General features: G+C 46.7%; 18 protein-coding genes. 5 read left to right on the top strand and 13 right to left on the bottom strand.

The annotated features are described in order from the left end of the window. Nucleotides 1-67: 67 nt before the first annotated feature. Nucleotides 68-184, top strand: coding sequence for a hypothetical protein (locus MHB54_RS18705; protein ID WP_023990126.1), 117 nt, complete (start codon nucleotides 68-70; stop codon nucleotides 182-184). 117 nt (nucleotides 185-301) lie between these two features. On the opposite strand, the gene MHB54_RS18700 is transcribed toward MHB54_RS18705, so the two are convergent. The 5 genes from MHB54_RS18700 to MHB54_RS18680 form a co-directional block, all read right to left on the bottom strand. Then, nucleotides 302-1,525 (bottom strand): ABC transporter permease, encoded by a 1,224-nt coding sequence (locus MHB54_RS18700; protein WP_053326036.1) that lies wholly within the window; start codon nucleotides 1,523-1,525, stop codon nucleotides 302-304. Between the two features lie 2 nt (nucleotides 1,526-1,527). Further along, on the bottom strand, nucleotides 1,528-2,274 hold the full coding sequence (locus tag MHB54_RS18695; RefSeq protein WP_013311782.1) for an ABC transporter ATP-binding protein: 747 nt from the start codon (nucleotides 2,272-2,274) through the stop codon (nucleotides 1,528-1,530). 18 nt (nucleotides 2,275-2,292) lie between these two features. After that, nucleotides 2,293-3,684 carry a DEAD/DEAH box helicase gene (locus MHB54_RS18690; protein WP_264454593.1) on the bottom strand — a complete coding sequence of 464 codons (1,392 nt, stop codon included), beginning with the start codon at nucleotides 3,682-3,684 and terminating at the stop codon, nucleotides 2,293-2,295. 122 nt (nucleotides 3,685-3,806) lie between these two features. Continuing rightward, nucleotides 3,807-4,586 (bottom strand): SDR family NAD(P)-dependent oxidoreductase, encoded by a 780-nt coding sequence (locus MHB54_RS18685; RefSeq protein WP_028541460.1) that lies wholly within the window; start codon nucleotides 4,584-4,586, stop codon nucleotides 3,807-3,809. A gap of 39 nt (nucleotides 4,587-4,625) precedes the next feature. Beyond that, on the bottom strand, nucleotides 4,626-5,084 hold the full coding sequence (locus MHB54_RS18680; protein ID WP_023990131.1) for a chemotaxis protein CheX: 459 nt from the start codon (nucleotides 5,082-5,084) through the stop codon (nucleotides 4,626-4,628). A 429-nt stretch (nucleotides 5,085-5,513) separates the two neighbouring features. Between MHB54_RS18680 and MHB54_RS18675 the strand changes: the two genes are divergently transcribed. The 3 genes from MHB54_RS18675 (at nucleotide 5,514) to MHB54_RS18665 (ending at nucleotide 8,181) form a co-directional block, all read left to right on the top strand. Beyond that, a complete protein-coding gene (locus tag MHB54_RS18675; RefSeq protein WP_023990132.1) occupies nucleotides 5,514-6,416 on the top strand; it encodes a LysR family transcriptional regulator in 903 nt (300 codons plus the stop codon). 59 nt (nucleotides 6,417-6,475) lie between these two features. After that, nucleotides 6,476-7,285, top strand: a complete 810-nt coding sequence (locus MHB54_RS18670; RefSeq protein WP_028541459.1) for a histidinol-phosphatase — start codon at nucleotides 6,476-6,478, stop codon at nucleotides 7,283-7,285. A gap of 155 nt (nucleotides 7,286-7,440) precedes the next feature. Beyond that, complete coding sequence (locus MHB54_RS18665; RefSeq protein ID WP_023990134.1) at nucleotides 7,441-8,181, top strand: GTP pyrophosphokinase; 741 nt, start codon at nucleotides 7,441-7,443, stop codon at nucleotides 8,179-8,181. A 45-nt stretch (nucleotides 8,182-8,226) separates the two neighbouring features. Here the strand turns inward: MHB54_RS18665 and MHB54_RS18660 are convergent, their stop codons facing one another. Next, nucleotides 8,227-8,553, bottom strand: a complete 327-nt coding sequence (locus MHB54_RS18660; protein WP_264454588.1) for an alpha/beta fold hydrolase — start codon at nucleotides 8,551-8,553, stop codon at nucleotides 8,227-8,229. 334 nt (nucleotides 8,554-8,887) lie between these two features. Between MHB54_RS18660 and MHB54_RS18655 the strand changes: the two genes are divergently transcribed. After that, entirely contained in the window at nucleotides 8,888-9,766 is an 879-nt protein-coding gene (locus tag MHB54_RS18655; RefSeq protein WP_264454587.1) for an NAD-dependent epimerase/dehydratase family protein, read from the top strand. 105 nt (nucleotides 9,767-9,871) lie between these two features. Here MHB54_RS18655 and MHB54_RS18650 read toward each other — a convergent pair whose 3' ends face one another. The 7 genes from MHB54_RS18650 to sdhB form a co-directional block, all read right to left on the bottom strand. After that, on the bottom strand, nucleotides 9,872-11,323 hold the full coding sequence (locus tag MHB54_RS18650) for an MFS transporter (protein WP_023990137.1): 1,452 nt from the start codon (nucleotides 11,321-11,323) through the stop codon (nucleotides 9,872-9,874). A gap of 180 nt (nucleotides 11,324-11,503) precedes the next feature. After that, nucleotides 11,504-12,508 (bottom strand): AraC family transcriptional regulator, encoded by a 1,005-nt coding sequence (locus MHB54_RS18645; protein ID WP_023990138.1) that lies wholly within the window; start codon nucleotides 12,506-12,508, stop codon nucleotides 11,504-11,506. A gap of 182 nt (nucleotides 12,509-12,690) precedes the next feature. Beyond that, a complete protein-coding gene (locus tag MHB54_RS18640; protein ID WP_023990139.1) occupies nucleotides 12,691-13,299 on the bottom strand; it encodes a GNAT family N-acetyltransferase in 609 nt (202 codons plus the stop codon). A 51-nt stretch (nucleotides 13,300-13,350) separates the two neighbouring features. After that, nucleotides 13,351-14,091, bottom strand: a complete 741-nt coding sequence (locus MHB54_RS18635; RefSeq protein ID WP_023990140.1) for a metallophosphoesterase family protein — start codon at nucleotides 14,089-14,091, stop codon at nucleotides 13,351-13,353. A 105-nt stretch (nucleotides 14,092-14,196) separates the two neighbouring features. Continuing rightward, entirely contained in the window at nucleotides 14,197-15,141 is a 945-nt protein-coding gene (locus tag MHB54_RS18630; RefSeq protein ID WP_023990141.1) for a metallophosphoesterase, read from the bottom strand. Between the two features lie 65 nt (nucleotides 15,142-15,206). Further along, entirely contained in the window at nucleotides 15,207-16,016 is an 810-nt protein-coding gene (locus MHB54_RS18625) for an aminoglycoside N(3)-acetyltransferase (protein ID WP_023990142.1), read from the bottom strand. A 173-nt stretch (nucleotides 16,017-16,189) separates the two neighbouring features. Next, nucleotides 16,190-16,957, bottom strand: coding sequence for a succinate dehydrogenase iron-sulfur subunit (sdhB, locus tag MHB54_RS18620; protein WP_023990143.1), 768 nt, complete (start codon nucleotides 16,955-16,957; stop codon nucleotides 16,190-16,192). Between the last annotated feature and the right edge of the window lie 7 nt (nucleotides 16,958-16,964).

Below are 16,964 nucleotides of genomic sequence, written 5' to 3'. Positions count from 1 at the left end.
CAATCTGAAAATCCACTTCATAAGATACGATGTATCCTTTATCACAATGACCGAGAGGAGAATGAGCATGGGAGCAGAAGAAACAAGAGGCGGTTACGGTGGTTACGGCGCATTTACAAGCACAGGAACAATTCTGGTACTGTTCATTTTATTAGTTATCATCAGCAAAACGATCTTCATATAAGCAGACGATTATCTGCACCCACAGCTACGATAGCAGTGAGCATACAAAAAAAGGCTAATTCGCAGACAGCTCTTGCTGCTTGCGAATTAGCCTTTACTTTATTCACATAGATACACATTACACTTCTTCTTCATCCTGCCCGTCCAAACGCCATTTTTTGGCTTGAGCGCCTCGTAACAGGAACACTACTGCAACTCCCCCAAGCAGCGTGAGCAGTGTAGACAGTAGATCTTCCGTTCCTTTTGCCAGAAAAGGAAGCCACAGAACCACAGCAGCCGGCAACGTCAACCGAACAACAAAGTCGAGAAAAGACGCACGACGACTATGCGCAGGAATCGGATATAACTGAAGCCATAACGAATCCTTGTGATACTGCCTTAGTGAAGTGACCTGTACACCAATGAGGAATATGAAAAATAAATATACTGCAATCCCAATCCAGCTAGCATGGGTGATATATATAATTAACAACCCCAGAATTCCAAGCCGAATGACAATACCTGCTGGCTCTGTACGCAGGAACGTCTTAAACAGCAGGTAACGATACGCTCCCCTTCTGTTCCAAGGTATGTTACCTCCCAACCAGGACAGCCAACGACGTGGCGTCACTCTCTGCGTAAGGGCGGGCACATCGACAAACCAGCCCAAAGTGCGCATCACCCGAGCAGCCTGCATACCCTCTGTACGAATCAGCTTTTCCCAAGCCACTAGCAGCTTGACCGGAAAACGCAGAACAAGCACGTACACCACACCGACCAATATGATAAATGGCACGCTGTGTAGTGGAGGCTGCCATAGCCATGCGGCTACCATCAGCACAGCCAACACCCACCGAAGCAGACGATAGCCTACACTCCCGCCAATCGATACCATGCGAAGCTCTTGCCAGCCGCCGTAGCTGAATAGCAGCTTTAACAGCACGAACAGTAGCAGGGTCAGTAGCAGCGGCTTAGGCGCGGTATCACTGCGAATATACAGCGGCCACACGATAATAGACAGCAATAGCAAACCGAATATTTTATACACCACACCCCGAATCCGGCTGGCCTTAAAATAATCGTGCATCGCGTGCTCCTGTGGACGGAGGAAAACAATATCCGCCGCGTTTAAATACGTACGAAAGCTCGCATGAGCAATCGGAATAGCCACAATAAGCATGATCCAGCGGATGGGCAAATCCGGTGGAGTATGCATCAGCAGCGACGTGTACCATGCGGCAAAGGCAATCAGTGCAAAGCCGAAGACCACCGCCAGACCGCTCTGAATGACATAGCCCAGATAGGGCAGCACCTGTCCCCAGAACGCTACACGTCTTTCTTTATGCAAACGTTGCAAATCCATGCTCATTCCCTGCCCTGTACCAGCTCATAAAATGCATCTTCCAGCGGCATGCCCGGCTTACCCGCCTGTGCTGTCACTTCGTCCAGCGTACCCTGTGCAATGATGGCACCCTGATGAAGTACAATGAAACGATCGCAATAATTTTCAATCGTGGACAAAATATGAGAACTGAGCAGAATGGACGAACCCGAACGCTTCATCTCTAACATAAAGTCAAGCAGGGAACGAATACCAAGCGGGTCCAAACCCAAAAAAGGCTCATCTATGACATACAACGGCGGTCCCGCTAAAAATGCGCACATAATCATCACTTTCTGGCGCATCCCTTTAGACAGATGCATCGACATACTTCCACTTTTATCCCGCATACGGAACAAGTCCAGCATTTGATCACTGCGTGTGCGGAAATCTGCTTCGCTAACTCCGTACGCTCTGGCCGTGAATTCCATATGCTCCATCACCGTCATTTCAGGATACAGCTCTGGAGATTCAGGTACAAAAGCAATGGCTCCCTGATACTCCTCGGGATTTTCATCCTGCTTATGACCCTGCACACGAATTTCTCCGGCCTGCGGTGTCATCAGGCCCAAAATATGCTTCATGGTCGTACTTTTCCCGGCCCCGTTCAGACCGATCAATCCTACCATTTCGCCCGGTTTCACATCCAGCGAAATCTGATGCAGCACCGGGCGCTTGGCGCTATATCCGCCGGTCAGTCCGTTAATTTGCAACACAGGCTGTTGTTCCATGGCTCCCCCTCTTCTCCCTTACTCGTTCGGTTTTGATCCTTTTTCCTTCAGCCATCTTGGTGCACCCTTGTTTTTGCGATCACGCTCACGCTGTGCTTTTCCTGCTTTGGACAAGGCTGCTCCTTTGCTCTTGCCTGGAGCTGAACCGTTCGCGGAATTCCTGCCAGGACGTCCGTTTTCGGTACGAACAGGTGCCTTACGGTTTTCCGCCTGTGCTCCGTCAGACATGGATCTGGCCTCGGATGGTCTTACAGATGCACGCTTAGCATCCGCCGGACGCGGCACAACTACTCGACCTCCATGCAACGCACGCTCTGCGATCTCAATGCCCAGTTCACGGGAGAACTTACGCATGATGAACGTTTCACGGTCGGTGACAACCGACGCCACCAATCCTTTGCGTCCCATCCGTCCTGTCCGTCCTGCACGGTGAACATAAGCTTGACTATCCGTAGCAGGATCAAAATGAATGACCATTTCAAGTCCCTCAATATCCAGACCACGGGCTGCCACATCCGAAGCGACCAGCACTTTGAGCTTGTCTTCGCGGAATCGGGCCAACACGTTGCTACGCGTGACTTTATCCGCATCTCCATACAAGGATGCCGTAGTCAGCCCCATATGCTTGAGCTTGGCTTCAATCTCCCCGATGGCATTGGTTGTATTCACGAACACCAGCGCTTTTCTTGGATTAAAATGACGCACCAGACGGCGCAGCATATCCACTTTATCCCGTTCTTCAGATACAAAGTAATAGTGTTCCAGTCCACTGGCCGTCTTTTGGTCGGGATCAATCCCAATTTCTACGTATTCACGCATCTCCCGTTTCGCCAGCGACTGAATCTCATCGTTCAGCGTTGCGGACAGGAATACCAATTGACGATCACGTTGGGCGGTGCCCAATATGTTTGTTACATCGCCTGCTCCGCCGAGCTGGAACATCTGATCCACCTCATCAATGACAATGGCTGTAATATTGTGCATTTTCAACTTTTTCGAAGCGATGAGTTCCCGTACACGTCCTGGTGTGCCCACGACAAGCTGTGGATGATCCTTGAGCTTTTCGATTTGACGTTTGATAGCCGCCCCACCAATCAGACCGAGTACACGGATTCCGCGATGCTCTCCGTAGCGCTGACCCTCACGTACAATTTGCATGGCCAGTTCCTGGCTTGGAGCTAGTATCAGCTTTTGTGTAGCCTTTTTCTGTGGATCAATCGCTTGCAACAGCGGCAACAAATAAGCCAGTGTCTTGCCTGTGCCAGTTTGTGAACGCGCCAAAACATGCTTTCCCTTCATTATTTCCGGTATAGCCTCTGCCTGAACTGGCGAAGGCTGTGTAATTTCATGCTCAGTCAGTTTGTCCAACAGATCTTGTTCAACGCCGAGCGATTCAAAATTCAATGTCATGAAAAGGTCCAACCCCTATACGTAAATTCGTTACTCTCCATTATATGCGAAAATAGCCCTGTTACCAAATCACAAAAATAAAAGATGTCCCTCACCATAGCTAATGGCTTACGGGACATCTTTTATTTCTTATTCATCACGCCATGACCCAGCCTATCGGTTAGTCTGGGAGCTAACTGATACAGCTTGAGAAAAGGAGATACCCACCGTGGCAGATTAACCTCCTCTTTGCCAAGCTCCATCGCTCTTACGATATGCCGTGCTACCTTATCAGGTTGTAGCATAAACCAGCTTACATTTCGAACATATCCTCCTGAAGGATCTGCCAGCTCAAAAAACGGTGTGTCGATCGGCCCCGGGTTAATCGTCGTTACAGTCACTCCACTCCCGCGCAGCTCTTGCCGGAGCGCATTGCTGAAACCCAGCAATGCATGCTTCGTCGCCGTGTAAGAAGACGATTTGGCTGTCCCGATTTTCCCAGCCATTGATGCTACATTGACAATCTGTCCATGGCCCCGCTCTGTCATTTGCGGCAGAAACGCCTTGATGCAGCGAACAACACCCATGTAGTTCACGTCCATCATTTGTTCAAACTCCGTCAGGTCGGTTTCATTAAAATACTCAAACTTTCCGTAGCCCGCATTGTTAAGCAATATATCGACCCGTCCGTACTGTTCCAATACTCGTGCAGCAACAGCCTCTACCTGCTCCTGGCGGGTGACGTCCAGTTGGATAAGCTCATGCCTACCGCTGATTCCCGCAGATACTTGCTTCAGTCGCTCCTGCGAGCGTGCTGTTAAAATAGGAATCGCGCCCTTTTCGCTTAACAACTGAGCGCAAAGGGCGCCAATTCCACTAGATGCACCTGTAATCACAACTATCTTGTCCTGTAGTATACTCACGGTCATCCCTCCACATTAAGGAAACTTGCTCCTTTAATATTAAGAGATCATCACCTGAATATCCAGCTCGCCGATTCCTTCCACCGTGAGCGGAATATAAAGGGCACGCTGAGGCACAAAAGTGGTCAAGTTTTCTGATTTCATGACCTGCGGAGGCGTAATATCCACGACAATTCCCTGATTGGACAAAATCGTACTGGCATTACCACTAATCATATTGCCCAATTCTGAAATTGCGCTTTTTCCCATCTCATCAATTTCAGTCAACACAAATCCGCCCATCATCGCTGATACCATACGTAGCGCCACCTGTTCATTCAGGCCGAACACAATATTTCCGCTAAGCTGTCCGGTCATCCCGATCATAATCCAGATGTGGTCGTCCACCAGCTCGACATTTTTCACACCAAGATTTCCGGGTGAAGGAGATACTTGGATCAATTGTTCAATGACCCGTCGCGCCGACTCCAAAAAAGGATTTATCACTTCTGCCTTCACGATCAAAGCGCCCCTTTACGATGGGCTTTTAGACATACAACAAAAGTCCCATTTAAATTAGAATTTTTTAATTAAATATTACTGTAAAACGCATCGATCCTCAACAAAATGCTCTCTCTATCACTTATCGACAGCTGCCCGGTAATTTTTTATAGCTAAACCACAAAAAATGTGAATAATGTCCTATATCTTTGCTTCTTACCGATTTTAGACTGATTATTTTTGAAGGATATCAGGACTTTAGTCTTTATTTCCCAATATACCACACTTTAAGGTGCTCTGCTTCGATTCATTGCCCTTCCTGCTCGAATAACCTATAATTTAATGAAATAAAGCATAACGACGGTTTTACATATGAACCTATGGATTGGCTAAAAATATTCATTCTATACAGCTGCGACAAGATTAAGAAAAGAGAGGAGGAACTTCATGAACATCAGTCAACTTGAAACACTTATCATGATTTCCAAAACAATGAGCTTCCGCAAAGCCGGAGAACTTCTCAATTTGACGCAGCCGGCGGTGTCCGCCCAAATTAAAAGTCTAGAGGATGAGTTCAAAACCATTCTGATTGACCGCAACCAGCCCGTCACCCTGACCGACCGGGGAGCTGTTTTTTTGGAACACGCCGAGCGCATATTGGAGGTTGTTGAGGAATTAAGACAAAAATTGTACGATCTAAACGAAACACCGCAGGGTCACATTGCGCTGGGTACCACAACATCCATCGCTATTCAAATTTTACCGCGCGTGCTTTCCTACTTTCAGGATCAGTTCCCTCTCATCAAAACCTCCATTCAATCCATGGCTTCCTCAATGATTTATCAGCAGGTGGAGAACGGACTTATTGATGTTGGCATCGGCTATCTGATCGAACGTAATCCCAATTTAAGCACTTCGGTTCTGTATTACGATTCCTTCGAGCTAGTCGTGTCTCCTACTCATCCGCTGGCCTCACAACCACATGCTACCATTGAAGCCCTTCGGGAAATTCCGCTTATTCTGCTCTCTCCCGATACGGTGGGACGAAAATTCGTGGACGATGTATTTAAAAAGCACCAAATCGTACCTCATGTAGTGATCGAGTTGTCCAGCAGTGAGGAAGTCAAACGGATGGTCGAAATTAATCTCGGTGCTGCCATTATTTCCAGACTGTCGGTCACTTCGGAACTGCGTGCAGGCACATTAAAAATGATCCATATTCCCGAGCTGGAAGTTAGTCATCCGGTAGGAGTGATTTATAAATCCGGCCGATATCTAAACTCAGCCATGCAGCAATTTTTAAGTGATCTGAAGGGGATGCCGGAGACGAATTTTACCAGTTCTGAATAACGTAATTCACTATGAACAACATACGCAATATAAACTTGGTTACGAAAGGAAGACAGGCTATGAAATTTGATCTGCACACCCATCATTTCCGCTGCGGTCATGCAGACGGCAACATTCGGGATTATATTGAAGCAGGTATTCAATCTGGCTTACAAGCTATTGGCATTTCGGATCATTCCCCCTTTCTATGTAGCGAACAGGATCAGGCTTTTCCTAAAATTTATATGGCTAAGTCACAGCTTGCTGAATACGTAGAAGAGGTACAACAGCTCAAAAAGGAATACGAAGGCCGTATTGACGTGCTCCTCGGATTGGAAACGGATTATTTTCCTGATTTCGCTGAATTATATCGTTCTACTCTGGCTCCTTATCCATTTGATTACCTCATTGGGTCGATTCACAATGTCGAAGGGGACAGCATTTTTAACCGTAACCGTTGGAACAAATTAAGCGACGCTCGTAAAATTGAGGTCAAACAAGCCTACTATGCGCTCATTCAGGAATCTGCGCGAAGCGGCATGTTTCAGATATTAGGTCATATTGACGCAATGAAGGGGAACTTCCCTGCCTTTTCAGACATTCCTGCCGATACAGCCATTGATGAAACCTTGCGGGTAATTGCGGAATCCAATGTGGCGATTGAAATTAACACTTCGGGTAAAACCAAGCTGAGTGGCGGATGGTACCCGTCTGCTTCTATTTTAGAAAGAGCGCACCATTTTGGTGTGGAGGTCACTTTTGGTTCGGATGCCCATAAGCCTTCGCGGGTAGGCGATGATTGGGAAGAAGTAAAGGCAATGCTGAAGGATATCGGCTTCCGGGAATGGGTCTATTTTAAAGAAAAACGTAAAATTCCTGTGGCGCTTTAAAATTTAAGGTGGGAATTGCCGCTCCGCAAATCATTTGATCTTACGAACGCTGCTGCAATGGGATTGTTGGGGATTGTAATTTATAAGGTGATAATCCCATTGCAAAGGCGAATGCTTAGCAAGATTATGACATCTATGTGTGAGGAGAATTACATATGCACTTGGAAGATCCTATGGACAAGATCAAAAAGCTAAAGCATGACATCACGCGATTTATGCTAATCTATAAATTTGCGCTGGACGAAATGGAAACCAAGATTGAAATATTAAAACAGGAATTTCAAGCATTGCACGATTACAGCCCTATTGAGCATACCAAATCACGCCTTAAATCTCCTGAGAGTATCATGAACAAAATGCTTCGTAAAAATAGCGAGTTATCCCTGGATGCTGTCAAAAATCATATTAAGGATATCGCCGGCTTACGTATTACTTGCTCTTTTATTTCTGACATTTACGATGTCAGTAACATGCTTCAGAGACAGAGTGACTTGAAGGTGCTGGAAATTAAGGATTACATCAAGAATCCCAAGCCGAACGGTTACCAGAGCCTGCATTTGCTGGTTCAAGTTCCTGTATTCATGTCGGATTGTGAGGAGCTAGTCTGCGTAGAGGTGCAAATTCGAACCATTGCCATGGATTTCTGGGCCAGCCTGGAGCATAAAATCTTTTATAAGTACAACCAGTCCGTTCCCGAAAGTCTGACACGTGAATTAAAGAACGCAGCAGATTCCGCTAATGCGCTAGATCTCCAAATGGAGCGTCTACATCGTGAGATCAAGGAAATTAAAGACGCTAGAGGTGAAGAAGACTCCATAGAGGAGCTTCGGAAGATTATGATTAATAATCAGCAAATTACGGTGCCGGCCAATTTCTTGAAGCTTCTAGGAGAGTAAGATTAGGCGGTGCTCCACCGCTATGCGAATAATTTGATCTTATGATCAACGGATTGCATGCTTGTTCAAAAATGAAAGAATAGAATCATTGATTAGGACCGGCTTCTCTCTAAGCATGTGCGGTCGATGACTACAACCCGGAGCAATTAGATAACGTGAGTCTTGGACCCATAAGCATAATTCCAGAAGCTGCTCTTCAGTGGCAAAATCATCATGTTCACCCGCGATAAATAATGCAGGGCACGTAATGCTGCTTAGCTCGTTACGTGTCAATTGCGGATATTGGCGCCAATCCTGTGCGCTCTGTCGCATAAACTCTTGCCAATTCCCCTGATGTGCCTCCTCATGCCGTTCCATCATTTGATGGATCATTTCATAACGTTCGTTTTTGATGAGCCACTCCGGTTCAAATTCATCTGCCCCTACAGGACATGCGACTCCACTACAGCCTATGATCCTCCTCTTTTTACTTAACTGTTAGATGAACTATGTAAATAAACTAAGTATATGATAGATTGCAAAATGGCTCCTCACTAAGAACACTTCATCAAAGTATGTTAAGCTCTTTTCATTCGCTCTGTACCCTTTACAGTCATTATTTCGTCTACCTTAATATCTGAGGATTTTGCAAAAAAACAATAAGCGACTGGAATCGAATTTTGCAAAATCCTGATCTATGAAAACCATTCCGAAGGAGTGATAAAGTATGAGAAAGGTACTTGTATTGGGAGGAACGCGCTTTTTTGGCAAGAGACTAATGGAACGTCTGCTGGAGAGTTCCGAGAACTCGGTTACCATCCTCACACGAGGCCAAACAAGTGATTCGTTTGGTGACCGCGTTCAGCGGATCTGTGCAGACCGTACCGACCCGCAGGCACTCGCAGAGGCGGTAGGTGAGCAAGTGTGGGATGTTGTTTATGATAATATTTGCTTTTCTCCAGATGAAGCCAGCGAAGCCTGCCGCATTTTTGATGCTAAAGCCAAGAGGTATATTGTGACCTCCAGCCTATCCGTCTATGATTCGAGCCCGGAAGTGCTGACAGAGAGCATCTTTGATCCTCAAACTTACCCGGTTCGCAAGGGCGGGAAAGACGATTTTACATATCAGGAGGCTAAACGGCAGGCAGAAGCAGTTTTTATGCAACAAGCTACATTCCCTGTAGTCGCTGTTCGTTTTCCGATTGTATTGGGAACAGATGATTATACGAAAAGGCTTCATTTTCATATCGAACATGTTCGTGAAGGAAGAGAAATCGGAGTACCTAATTCCGCAGCACAAATCTCATTTATTCGTTCCGATGAAGCCGCAGATTTTCTACTTTGGCTTGGTCACACTCCTTTAACAGGGCCTGTAAATGCTTGCTCCGACGGTACAGTGAGGATTGGGGAGATCATTTCGATCATTGAGCAGACAACGGGAAAACAAGCTGTGGTGAAAGAAAAAACAGCAGACGAGCACATGTCTCCATTTGGTATTACACAATCGTGGTACATGGATACGTCCAAAGCCCAGTCAGAGGGGTACTCATTTCTCTCCCTAAATGAATGGCTTCCAGAGCTGATAACCAGCCTGAACCGTTCCTAAAATCATAAAAAAAGAGGACCCGAAGCTTCGGGTCCCAGCAATATATATAATTCAAAGGGGGTCATATCTATGTTGTACCCACTCTATGTTAAAGTAACTTTGCAGTTATGTTTCATCTTTGTAACAAAATGAAATGCAATTGAGTCCAGCCAAGGCAAGAACTCCACTCACTGCCACAGAAATAGAGAATGCTCTGATATAATCTGACAGATTAGCTTCTGAAAGCGTGTGATGGAGCAAGGAAGAGAACAAGATACCGATCAGAGCGACTCCCAACGAATTAGCCAAGTACATAAAGGTCGTAAACAAGCCTGAACCCGTTCCTGCCTCTTCAGCCGATACAGCACCAAGGACGACATGGGCCAGTGGCGTTGTGGCCATCCCGAGACCCAGACCATATACACCTAGTATCATGATATTTTGAATATGACATAAATGGATTGCATCTAGATGTAACGATCCAATGAGCAGAAAGCTACAAATCCCCATGATTAGCATACCTGATTTCAACACCTTGCTCCCCCACTTCTTTACTAGCCTGGACGACCATAATGAGGTGAGAAAAAAGCCAACACCAAGCGGCAAAAAGACCATACTTGTGGATCGAACATTGTATTTCAAACCGGATTGTACATAATAATTTAAAATAAAGAAGAACGAAAACATACTAAGATAGATGACAATTACCGTCAATATCCCTGCGCCGAATGAACTCTTTCTAAATATAGATAGACGAATAAAAGGCGAGCCTTCCCTCTTTTCTTTTCCCATCTGCGTAACTATAAAAGCAACCAAAACCAGAATGGACAACAGCAGACACCCCCATGTCCATAAAGCCCAGCCCTGCTTTTGCCCGGTTGTCAACGGATAGACAAACAGCAATAAACCAAGAAGCAACAGAAAAGCCCCACTCCAATCCATATTCGGCACGGATCTGCCATAGGATTCCGTAATAATAGGACAAAAGAGTAACACTAACAGCCCAAAGGGGACATTAAAAAAGAAAATGATGCGCCAGCCCAGGCCGAAAAGGTTCCAGTCTACCAAAAATCCACCCAGAATTAAACCAAGTGTAAATCCAACCCCAATGATAGCTCCGTAAATTGCAAATACCAGTCCCTTCTCTTTGGGAAGAAAGCTGCTTTGCATGATAGATAGAACCTGGGGTTGAATCATGGCAGCTGATATCCCTTGAAGCACACGAATCATAATGATTAACGTAGGCTGCGATACGATCCCCCCTAACAGAGCCATCAATGTAAACCCCAACACCCCGATACATAACATGCGTCTTCTACCATACATATCTCCAAGTTTGCCGCCCAATATCAAGGCCACAGCCAATCCCAGAGAATATCCCGTAAATATGAGCTGTGCCTCGGAAAAACTGGCATGCAGGTCCGCCTGCATCATCGGAAGGGCAACCTGCATCATATAGTTGTTCAGTGAAATTAATAAAGTAGGAAGTAAAATAAGAGCTAATGCGTACCAGCGACGCGAATCTACCTGCTGTACTGCTTGAGGATTAGTCATGGCTATGGCAAATTGATCTTTCATTGTAGTTCCTCCAACCTATAATGGGCATCTTTAATCTTTTCATTTCTTATCTCAACTGATAACCATTATCATCTATAAAGCAAGGAGGTCTCTACCTGCAAAGGTATTTTCTATCCCTATAGAAGGAGCACCAATAAAAAACCCTCCAAACATGATGGACATGCTTGAAGGATTGTTTCATTAAGATTTATTCGTAAATGTATCTGGATTACGTATTTTTTTGATATATTCGCTAGGATTACAACCATAATACTTTCGAAAGGTTGTCGTAAAATTACTGGCGTTGCTGTACCCGATTGAAAATGCCGTCTCTCCAATGTTTAATTGTTCAACTTCCAAGTACCAGAGAGCTTTTTCCATTCTTTGCTTACGCACCATTTCAAAAATAGTCATTCCGAATAAATGGGGGAATCCTTTCTTTAGCTTGAATTCATTAAGCCCAACCTTTCGGGCCAACGCTTGAATGGACAGGGGGTGCTCAAAATGAAGAATGACGAATTCACGAGCCTTATGGAGCTTTGATATATCTTCACGACTTATAAAATGGCTTGTCCCCCTTGTTACATGTCCATCCATCACCCCAAACAATGCAATAAACTCCATTGCCTTACTTTCCATGTATAACCGTTTCATCGTCCCATTGTAGTTACAATGTATCATGTCATAAACACACTTGTGCATGGCGGGCGTATCCGCGTAGGCGTCAATATTCCCTTTGTAACGTTGTAACCATGTTTCTATGCTATGCTTTTCTGCAATATCTCCGGCGTAAGAAAATAGCTCTTGTGGAGAACACCTTATTTCCACTATTTGTTGGTGAACGCCTGCCTTCTTTTCCTCATAAACCAGTTCATCCTCTAAATATAAAACATTCCCGGTCAACCGATTGGTATGACTTTCTTTGCCGTTCCATTCACAGTATATTTCACCGTTTAAGCAATAGCTGAGTTCAAAGAGCGGACAAGCCTCCTGAATATGAAGCTTCATATTCTGTTCAAAGGTGAGATCCGTGACCACGATTTCCATACCTGGACGAATCCGTGTGCGAGTCATACTTCCCTTACCTATATGCGGGGGAATCGTGAGTTGTTGCTCCGATTTTTTATGATGAATATGACCATCCACAAGCTCAGTGAATTGGTCAAATAAATGATGAATGTCTGCACTCCATATATTCAAAGCCAATGCCAGTCCTTCTTTCCTGTTCAGTTCTAACTATAGGATAACAAAAAAAGAGGACCCGAATCATCGGGTCCCAGCAACATATATTATTCAAAAGGGGGTCATGTCTGTATTGTACCCGTCCTGTGTTAGAGTTGTTTTGCAGTTATATTTCATCTTTGTAACAAAATATTCCACTGCCATTTCTACGCATAATCCCCTTGGGTCATCGAAAATACCAATACACTCGGTACCTCGCCTGAGGGATCATAAGCACCAATTGTACGCAGCAGGCGCATCTTATTTTTAATAAGCACGCGCATGGAAGCCTGATTATCCTCTTGGCAACGACTTTCGATCCGCTTGAGCTTCAAAGATCCGAAACCAAAATTCAGCATTTCTCCTACCATTTCTGTAGCCAGCCCCTGTCCCCAAAAAGGACGATCCAGAATATAGCCCAGTTGTGCCTCACCCGTTCTTTCATTCCATTGCTGAAAAGAGACGATACCGAGCAACGGTGAGGAGGTAAGCTCATTGGATTCACTAAGTAAATTGCTTTCTCCTGTATTTCTCTGATGCCATTCCACCGCAAAATGCAGGGAATCTAGTGAATCAGCAGATATTTTAATTTGCGCAACCAGACGCCGCATTCGTGTATAGACTGGCTTGCGAATTCGATTCACATATTGGATCACCAATGGATCGGATAGGATCCGTTCCAGCGCGGGATAATCCTCCGCTCTTAACTGGCGCAATCGGACTCGACGGGCGTAAAGCTCCGGTAGCCCAAGACGAAGCATTTCTCTGGTCAGCACAATGTTCCCTCCTGCGGATGGATTGGCTTTTAGAAATGAATGTTTCCATACTTAATCCAGGTCCTGAATCCCCCGATAAATTCCTGTGCGCAGCTCTCGAATATAATACGGCAAAGAAGGTACAGCAGCTTCCTCCGCTTGTTTTACCGCCAGTTCTATATCATAAGGTACACGTACAAAATGAATGGAGAAGGACGTAGGCTGCTCCTCTCCCATCTCCCCCTCTAAAATGCAGTAGGAAGCCTGCGTAACATCCAACGGATTCCCGACACTACCGACGTTAAAAAGTGTTTTTCCCTGAAAATGCTGGATAAAAGCATTGTGCACATCACCATATCCCACGACATCCGGAGCAAAAACAACTTTTCCATTTTCTTCTGCTAACGGATCGAACATGGCAAGCCGTTTTTCCGGCTCATCCCATGGCTGCACACGGTGATATACACTTTGCGGCGAGGCATGCACCAGACGGATACGGCGTCCGCTCATTCTGAAATCATAATGAAACGGTAACTGTGCCAAATACTGCACTCGTTCTGCCCCCAAGCGTTCGGCTTGCCAGCTAAAATTGAGATCATCCGTAATACTAACCAGCTCATCCCAATTCCCCCGCACGACCACTTCACAACGTTGACGGACAGCATCCAGAACCTCGCACGGGCTAGGCCCTTTGCCGATCAGATCCCCCAAACAAAACACACGGCTAATGCCTCGGGAAGCAATATCCTCCAGCACCGCCTCACAGGCAGGCCAATTGCCATGAATATCTGAAATGACAGCAATACGATCCATCTGAACCTCACTCCTTTGTCCGAAACGACTACATCTCTACACTACATTCGAGCCATCTTTATGTAGTTCCAACATATATGATAAAGATGAAAAAAAGATCATGGCCTATTGGCCGGATTTTAACGTAATGACACTAAGCTCCGGTCTGCACAGCACGCGAATCGGCAGATGTGTCATGCCAATGCCTCGGCTGACATACAGCGGCATTCTCTCCGTTCCCACATGAAATAATCCCTGGATGTACTTGCGTCCACCCGGAGGCGGCATCGGCGCTCCAATGACCGGCAAGCGTACCTGTCCTCCATGCGTATGCCCTGACAGTTGAAGATCAAAGGACATTTGCGCCGCCACATCTGCATAGTCCGGCTCATGCATCAGCAGGAGCTTGCACATCTCATCAGGTAGTCCGTGAATGGCACGCTGCGGATTGGGCTTGCCCATGATGTTATCCTCTAAACCGACCAAGGCTACACGCTGTCCCGCAAGCTCTACAATCGCATGCTCGTTTCTCAGCAACGTAAACCCGGTTTTCGGATACAATTCCTGTACTCCGGCTGGTAAGCCTCTATAATCATGATTGCCCAGAATAGCAAATTTGCCAAGTGTGGCGTGCATAGAAGCCATAACTGGAACAGCAGCCTTCATGGATACTGCATAGTCATCCACAATATCGCCTGTAAAACAGAGCAAATCTGGCTTCAGACCTGCTATACGGTCCGCAAGCTCGCGTAGATCCTGCTCATCCATGTGAAAACCCAAGTGCACATCACTAAAATGTACGACCCTGATTCCGTCAAAAGCAGACGGAAGACGAGGGAGAGACAAGTTGAAGCGTGTAATTTCCAAATGATTAGGCTCCCATAAGGAAGCATATCCTCCAGCCAGAAGCGCGGTTCCGGCTGTGGCTAAAGCCGCTTTTTTCAAAAAATGGCGGCGCGAAGGATTGGCTGGTTCATTTGAAATGGAACGCCGCGAAGAACCGGGAGGGATAGCGGACCCCTGATGCGGGCCATCCTGACTCTCGCGGCGGGTGTGCGGCGTCTTCTCCATATGCATTCCCCCCTGCAATCTATTCCTTGATCTCACTTTTTAGAAATTCTTACTGTCCAGAAGCTTTAGCGGTAGTTGGACAACCACTGCTCCGCATAGTCTACCAAATCACGTTGCCTCGCGAAAAAACATGAAGCCTCCCCAATGTTCACCCGCGTAAAGGCTGAGGGACAGTCCCGTTCAAAATCAAGTCCCAGCTTCTCAAAGTCATCTGAGGTAATATTAAAATCCTGAAAAGATACCCACGCTTTTGCTCCATCCACCATCATAGGAGCTTGATGCGTGATCACTTCTCGTCCATTATAGGCTGTTCGATATTCCGCCAAATGCAAGGACGTGTTGCTGTCATGTTCGCAGCCCAACAGCAGTACATAGGCATCTGCCTCATACAGCTTTGCCAAGGGCGAATGCTCACCCAGCCCAAAATCAAGCTCATGCGCCTCCAGCAAGTCTGAAGCAGCAGGTCCACGTGCCGCCAGAGAAACATGCGGATGCCCGCTGCGCTTGGTTCCCGGCAGACCACGGAACGTTTCTACAATGACGCCCATCCCTCCGGTCAGCGTCCAAGCCGGATCATAAGCGGGCATTTCCTCGCGTACCAGTTCCCACCATGACTCATCCAGAGGCGGGTTCATCCAAGTCGAGGGATCAGTCAAGTCATGAGACTGTGTCGGCATTACCAGCGTCCCTTCCGGACCAACCGCTTCGGTTAGCGCGGCAAGAATGGCCGAGGCCCCGCCTGGAACAAAGCGTCCAAAGCTGCGCATCGACGAGTGAACAAGCAATGTCATGCCGCTCCGAACTCCCAGATCCTTTAATCCCTTCATTACATCCGACCTAGTGACAGGTCGATTCGTTATCGGTTGCACAGTCACCTGTCCAGCCTCCTTTTCACCAAAAACGATACACAATACCATAATTATACCATAACTGCTATCCCGCGCTCCTTTCTCCATGTTACCCTCCATCATTCCTGAGCGCAAAAAAAACAGGCTTTCTCCAGTTTGAGAAAAAGCCTGTTTGTGCATAACCTATTCGCTGTCTAGTGCTATACAGTCAGCCAGCGCTTGAACATATGCTTGGTCGTTTCCTTGTTCATTTCGGCAATAGAAGTTGTCAACGGAATGCCTTTCGGGCAAGAGCGTACGCAGTTTTGCGAGTTCCCGCACCCTTCCAGCCCGTCGTCCGTCATCAACGCCTCCAGCCGCTCTTCCTGATTCATTTCCCCTGTCGGATGGCTGTTGAACAGGCGAACCTGAGAAATCGCCGCAGGTCCGATGAACGTCGTCTTCTCGTTGACGTTCGGGCAAGCTTCCAGGCAGACACCGCAGGTCATGCACTTGGACAGCTCATACGCCCACTGACGCTTTTTCTCTGCCATTCTAGGACCAGGACCCAGATCGTAGGTACCGTCAATCGGAATCCACGCTTTGACCTTCTTGAGCGCATTAAACATCCGGCTGCGGTCGATGACCAAATCCCGAACTACCGGGAACGTGCTCATCGGCGCGATCGTAATTGGCTGCTCCAGCTTATCGACGAGCGCTGCACAGGCCTGACGCGGCTTGCCGTTAATCACCATGGAGCATGCTCCGCATACTTCCTCCAGGCAATTCGACTCCCAGCACACCGGAGCCGTCTCTTTACCGTGGCTGTCCACCGGGTTACGCTGAATTTCCATCAGCGCGCTAATCACATTCATCCCCGGACGATAAGCCAATTCGAATTCTTCCGTATAGGAACTGGCTTTAGGATCAGCTTGACGGGTCACAACGAACTTCACTGTTTTATTCGACTTCACTGCTTGCTCCGACATCTAAATA

It is taken from the genome of Paenibacillus sp. FSL M7-0802 (genome assembly GCF_038004945.1).
Classification (GTDB): Bacteria; Bacillota; Bacilli; order Paenibacillales; family Paenibacillaceae; genus Paenibacillus; species Paenibacillus polymyxa_B.
Note: the sequence above shows the minus strand (reverse complement) of the source record. Positions and strands in the feature narration are given on the sequence as shown.

What these genes read in the sequence shown, in the direction of transcription:
- MHB54_RS18705 (WP_023990126.1), top strand. Translation starts at nt 68, where the DNA reads ATGGGAGCAGAAGAAACAAGAGGCGGTTACGGTGGTTACGGCGCATTT.
- MHB54_RS18700 (WP_053326036.1), bottom strand. Translation starts at nt 1,525, where the DNA reads ATGGATTTGCAACGTTTGCATAAAGAAAGACGTGTAGCGTTCTGGGGA.
- MHB54_RS18695 (WP_013311782.1), bottom strand. Translation starts at nt 2,274, where the DNA reads ATGGAACAACAGCCTGTGTTGCAAATTAACGGACTGACCGGCGGATAT.
- MHB54_RS18690 (WP_264454593.1), bottom strand. Translation starts at nt 3,684, where the DNA reads ATGACATTGAATTTTGAATCGCTCGGCGTTGAACAAGATCTGTTGGAC.
- MHB54_RS18675 (WP_023990132.1), top strand. Translation starts at nt 5,514, where the DNA reads ATGAACATCAGTCAACTTGAAACACTTATCATGATTTCCAAAACAATG.
- MHB54_RS18670 (WP_028541459.1), top strand. Translation starts at nt 6,476, where the DNA reads ATGAAATTTGATCTGCACACCCATCATTTCCGCTGCGGTCATGCAGAC.
- MHB54_RS18665 (WP_023990134.1), top strand. Translation starts at nt 7,441, where the DNA reads ATGCACTTGGAAGATCCTATGGACAAGATCAAAAAGCTAAAGCATGAC.
- MHB54_RS18660 (WP_264454588.1), bottom strand. Translation starts at nt 8,553, where the DNA reads ATGATCCATCAAATGATGGAACGGCATGAGGAGGCACATCAGGGGAAT.
- MHB54_RS18655 (WP_264454587.1), top strand. Translation starts at nt 8,888, where the DNA reads ATGAGAAAGGTACTTGTATTGGGAGGAACGCGCTTTTTTGGCAAGAGA.
- MHB54_RS18650 (WP_023990137.1), bottom strand. Translation starts at nt 11,323, where the DNA reads ATGAAAGATCAATTTGCCATAGCCATGACTAATCCTCAAGCAGTACAG.
- MHB54_RS18635 (WP_023990140.1), bottom strand. Translation starts at nt 14,091, where the DNA reads ATGGATCGTATTGCTGTCATTTCAGATATTCATGGCAATTGGCCTGCC.
- MHB54_RS18630 (WP_023990141.1), bottom strand. Translation starts at nt 15,141, where the DNA reads ATGGAGAAGACGCCGCACACCCGCCGCGAGAGTCAGGATGGCCCGCAT.
- sdhB (WP_023990143.1), bottom strand. Translation starts at nt 16,957, where the DNA reads ATGTCGGAGCAAGCAGTGAAGTCGAATAAAACAGTGAAGTTCGTTGTG.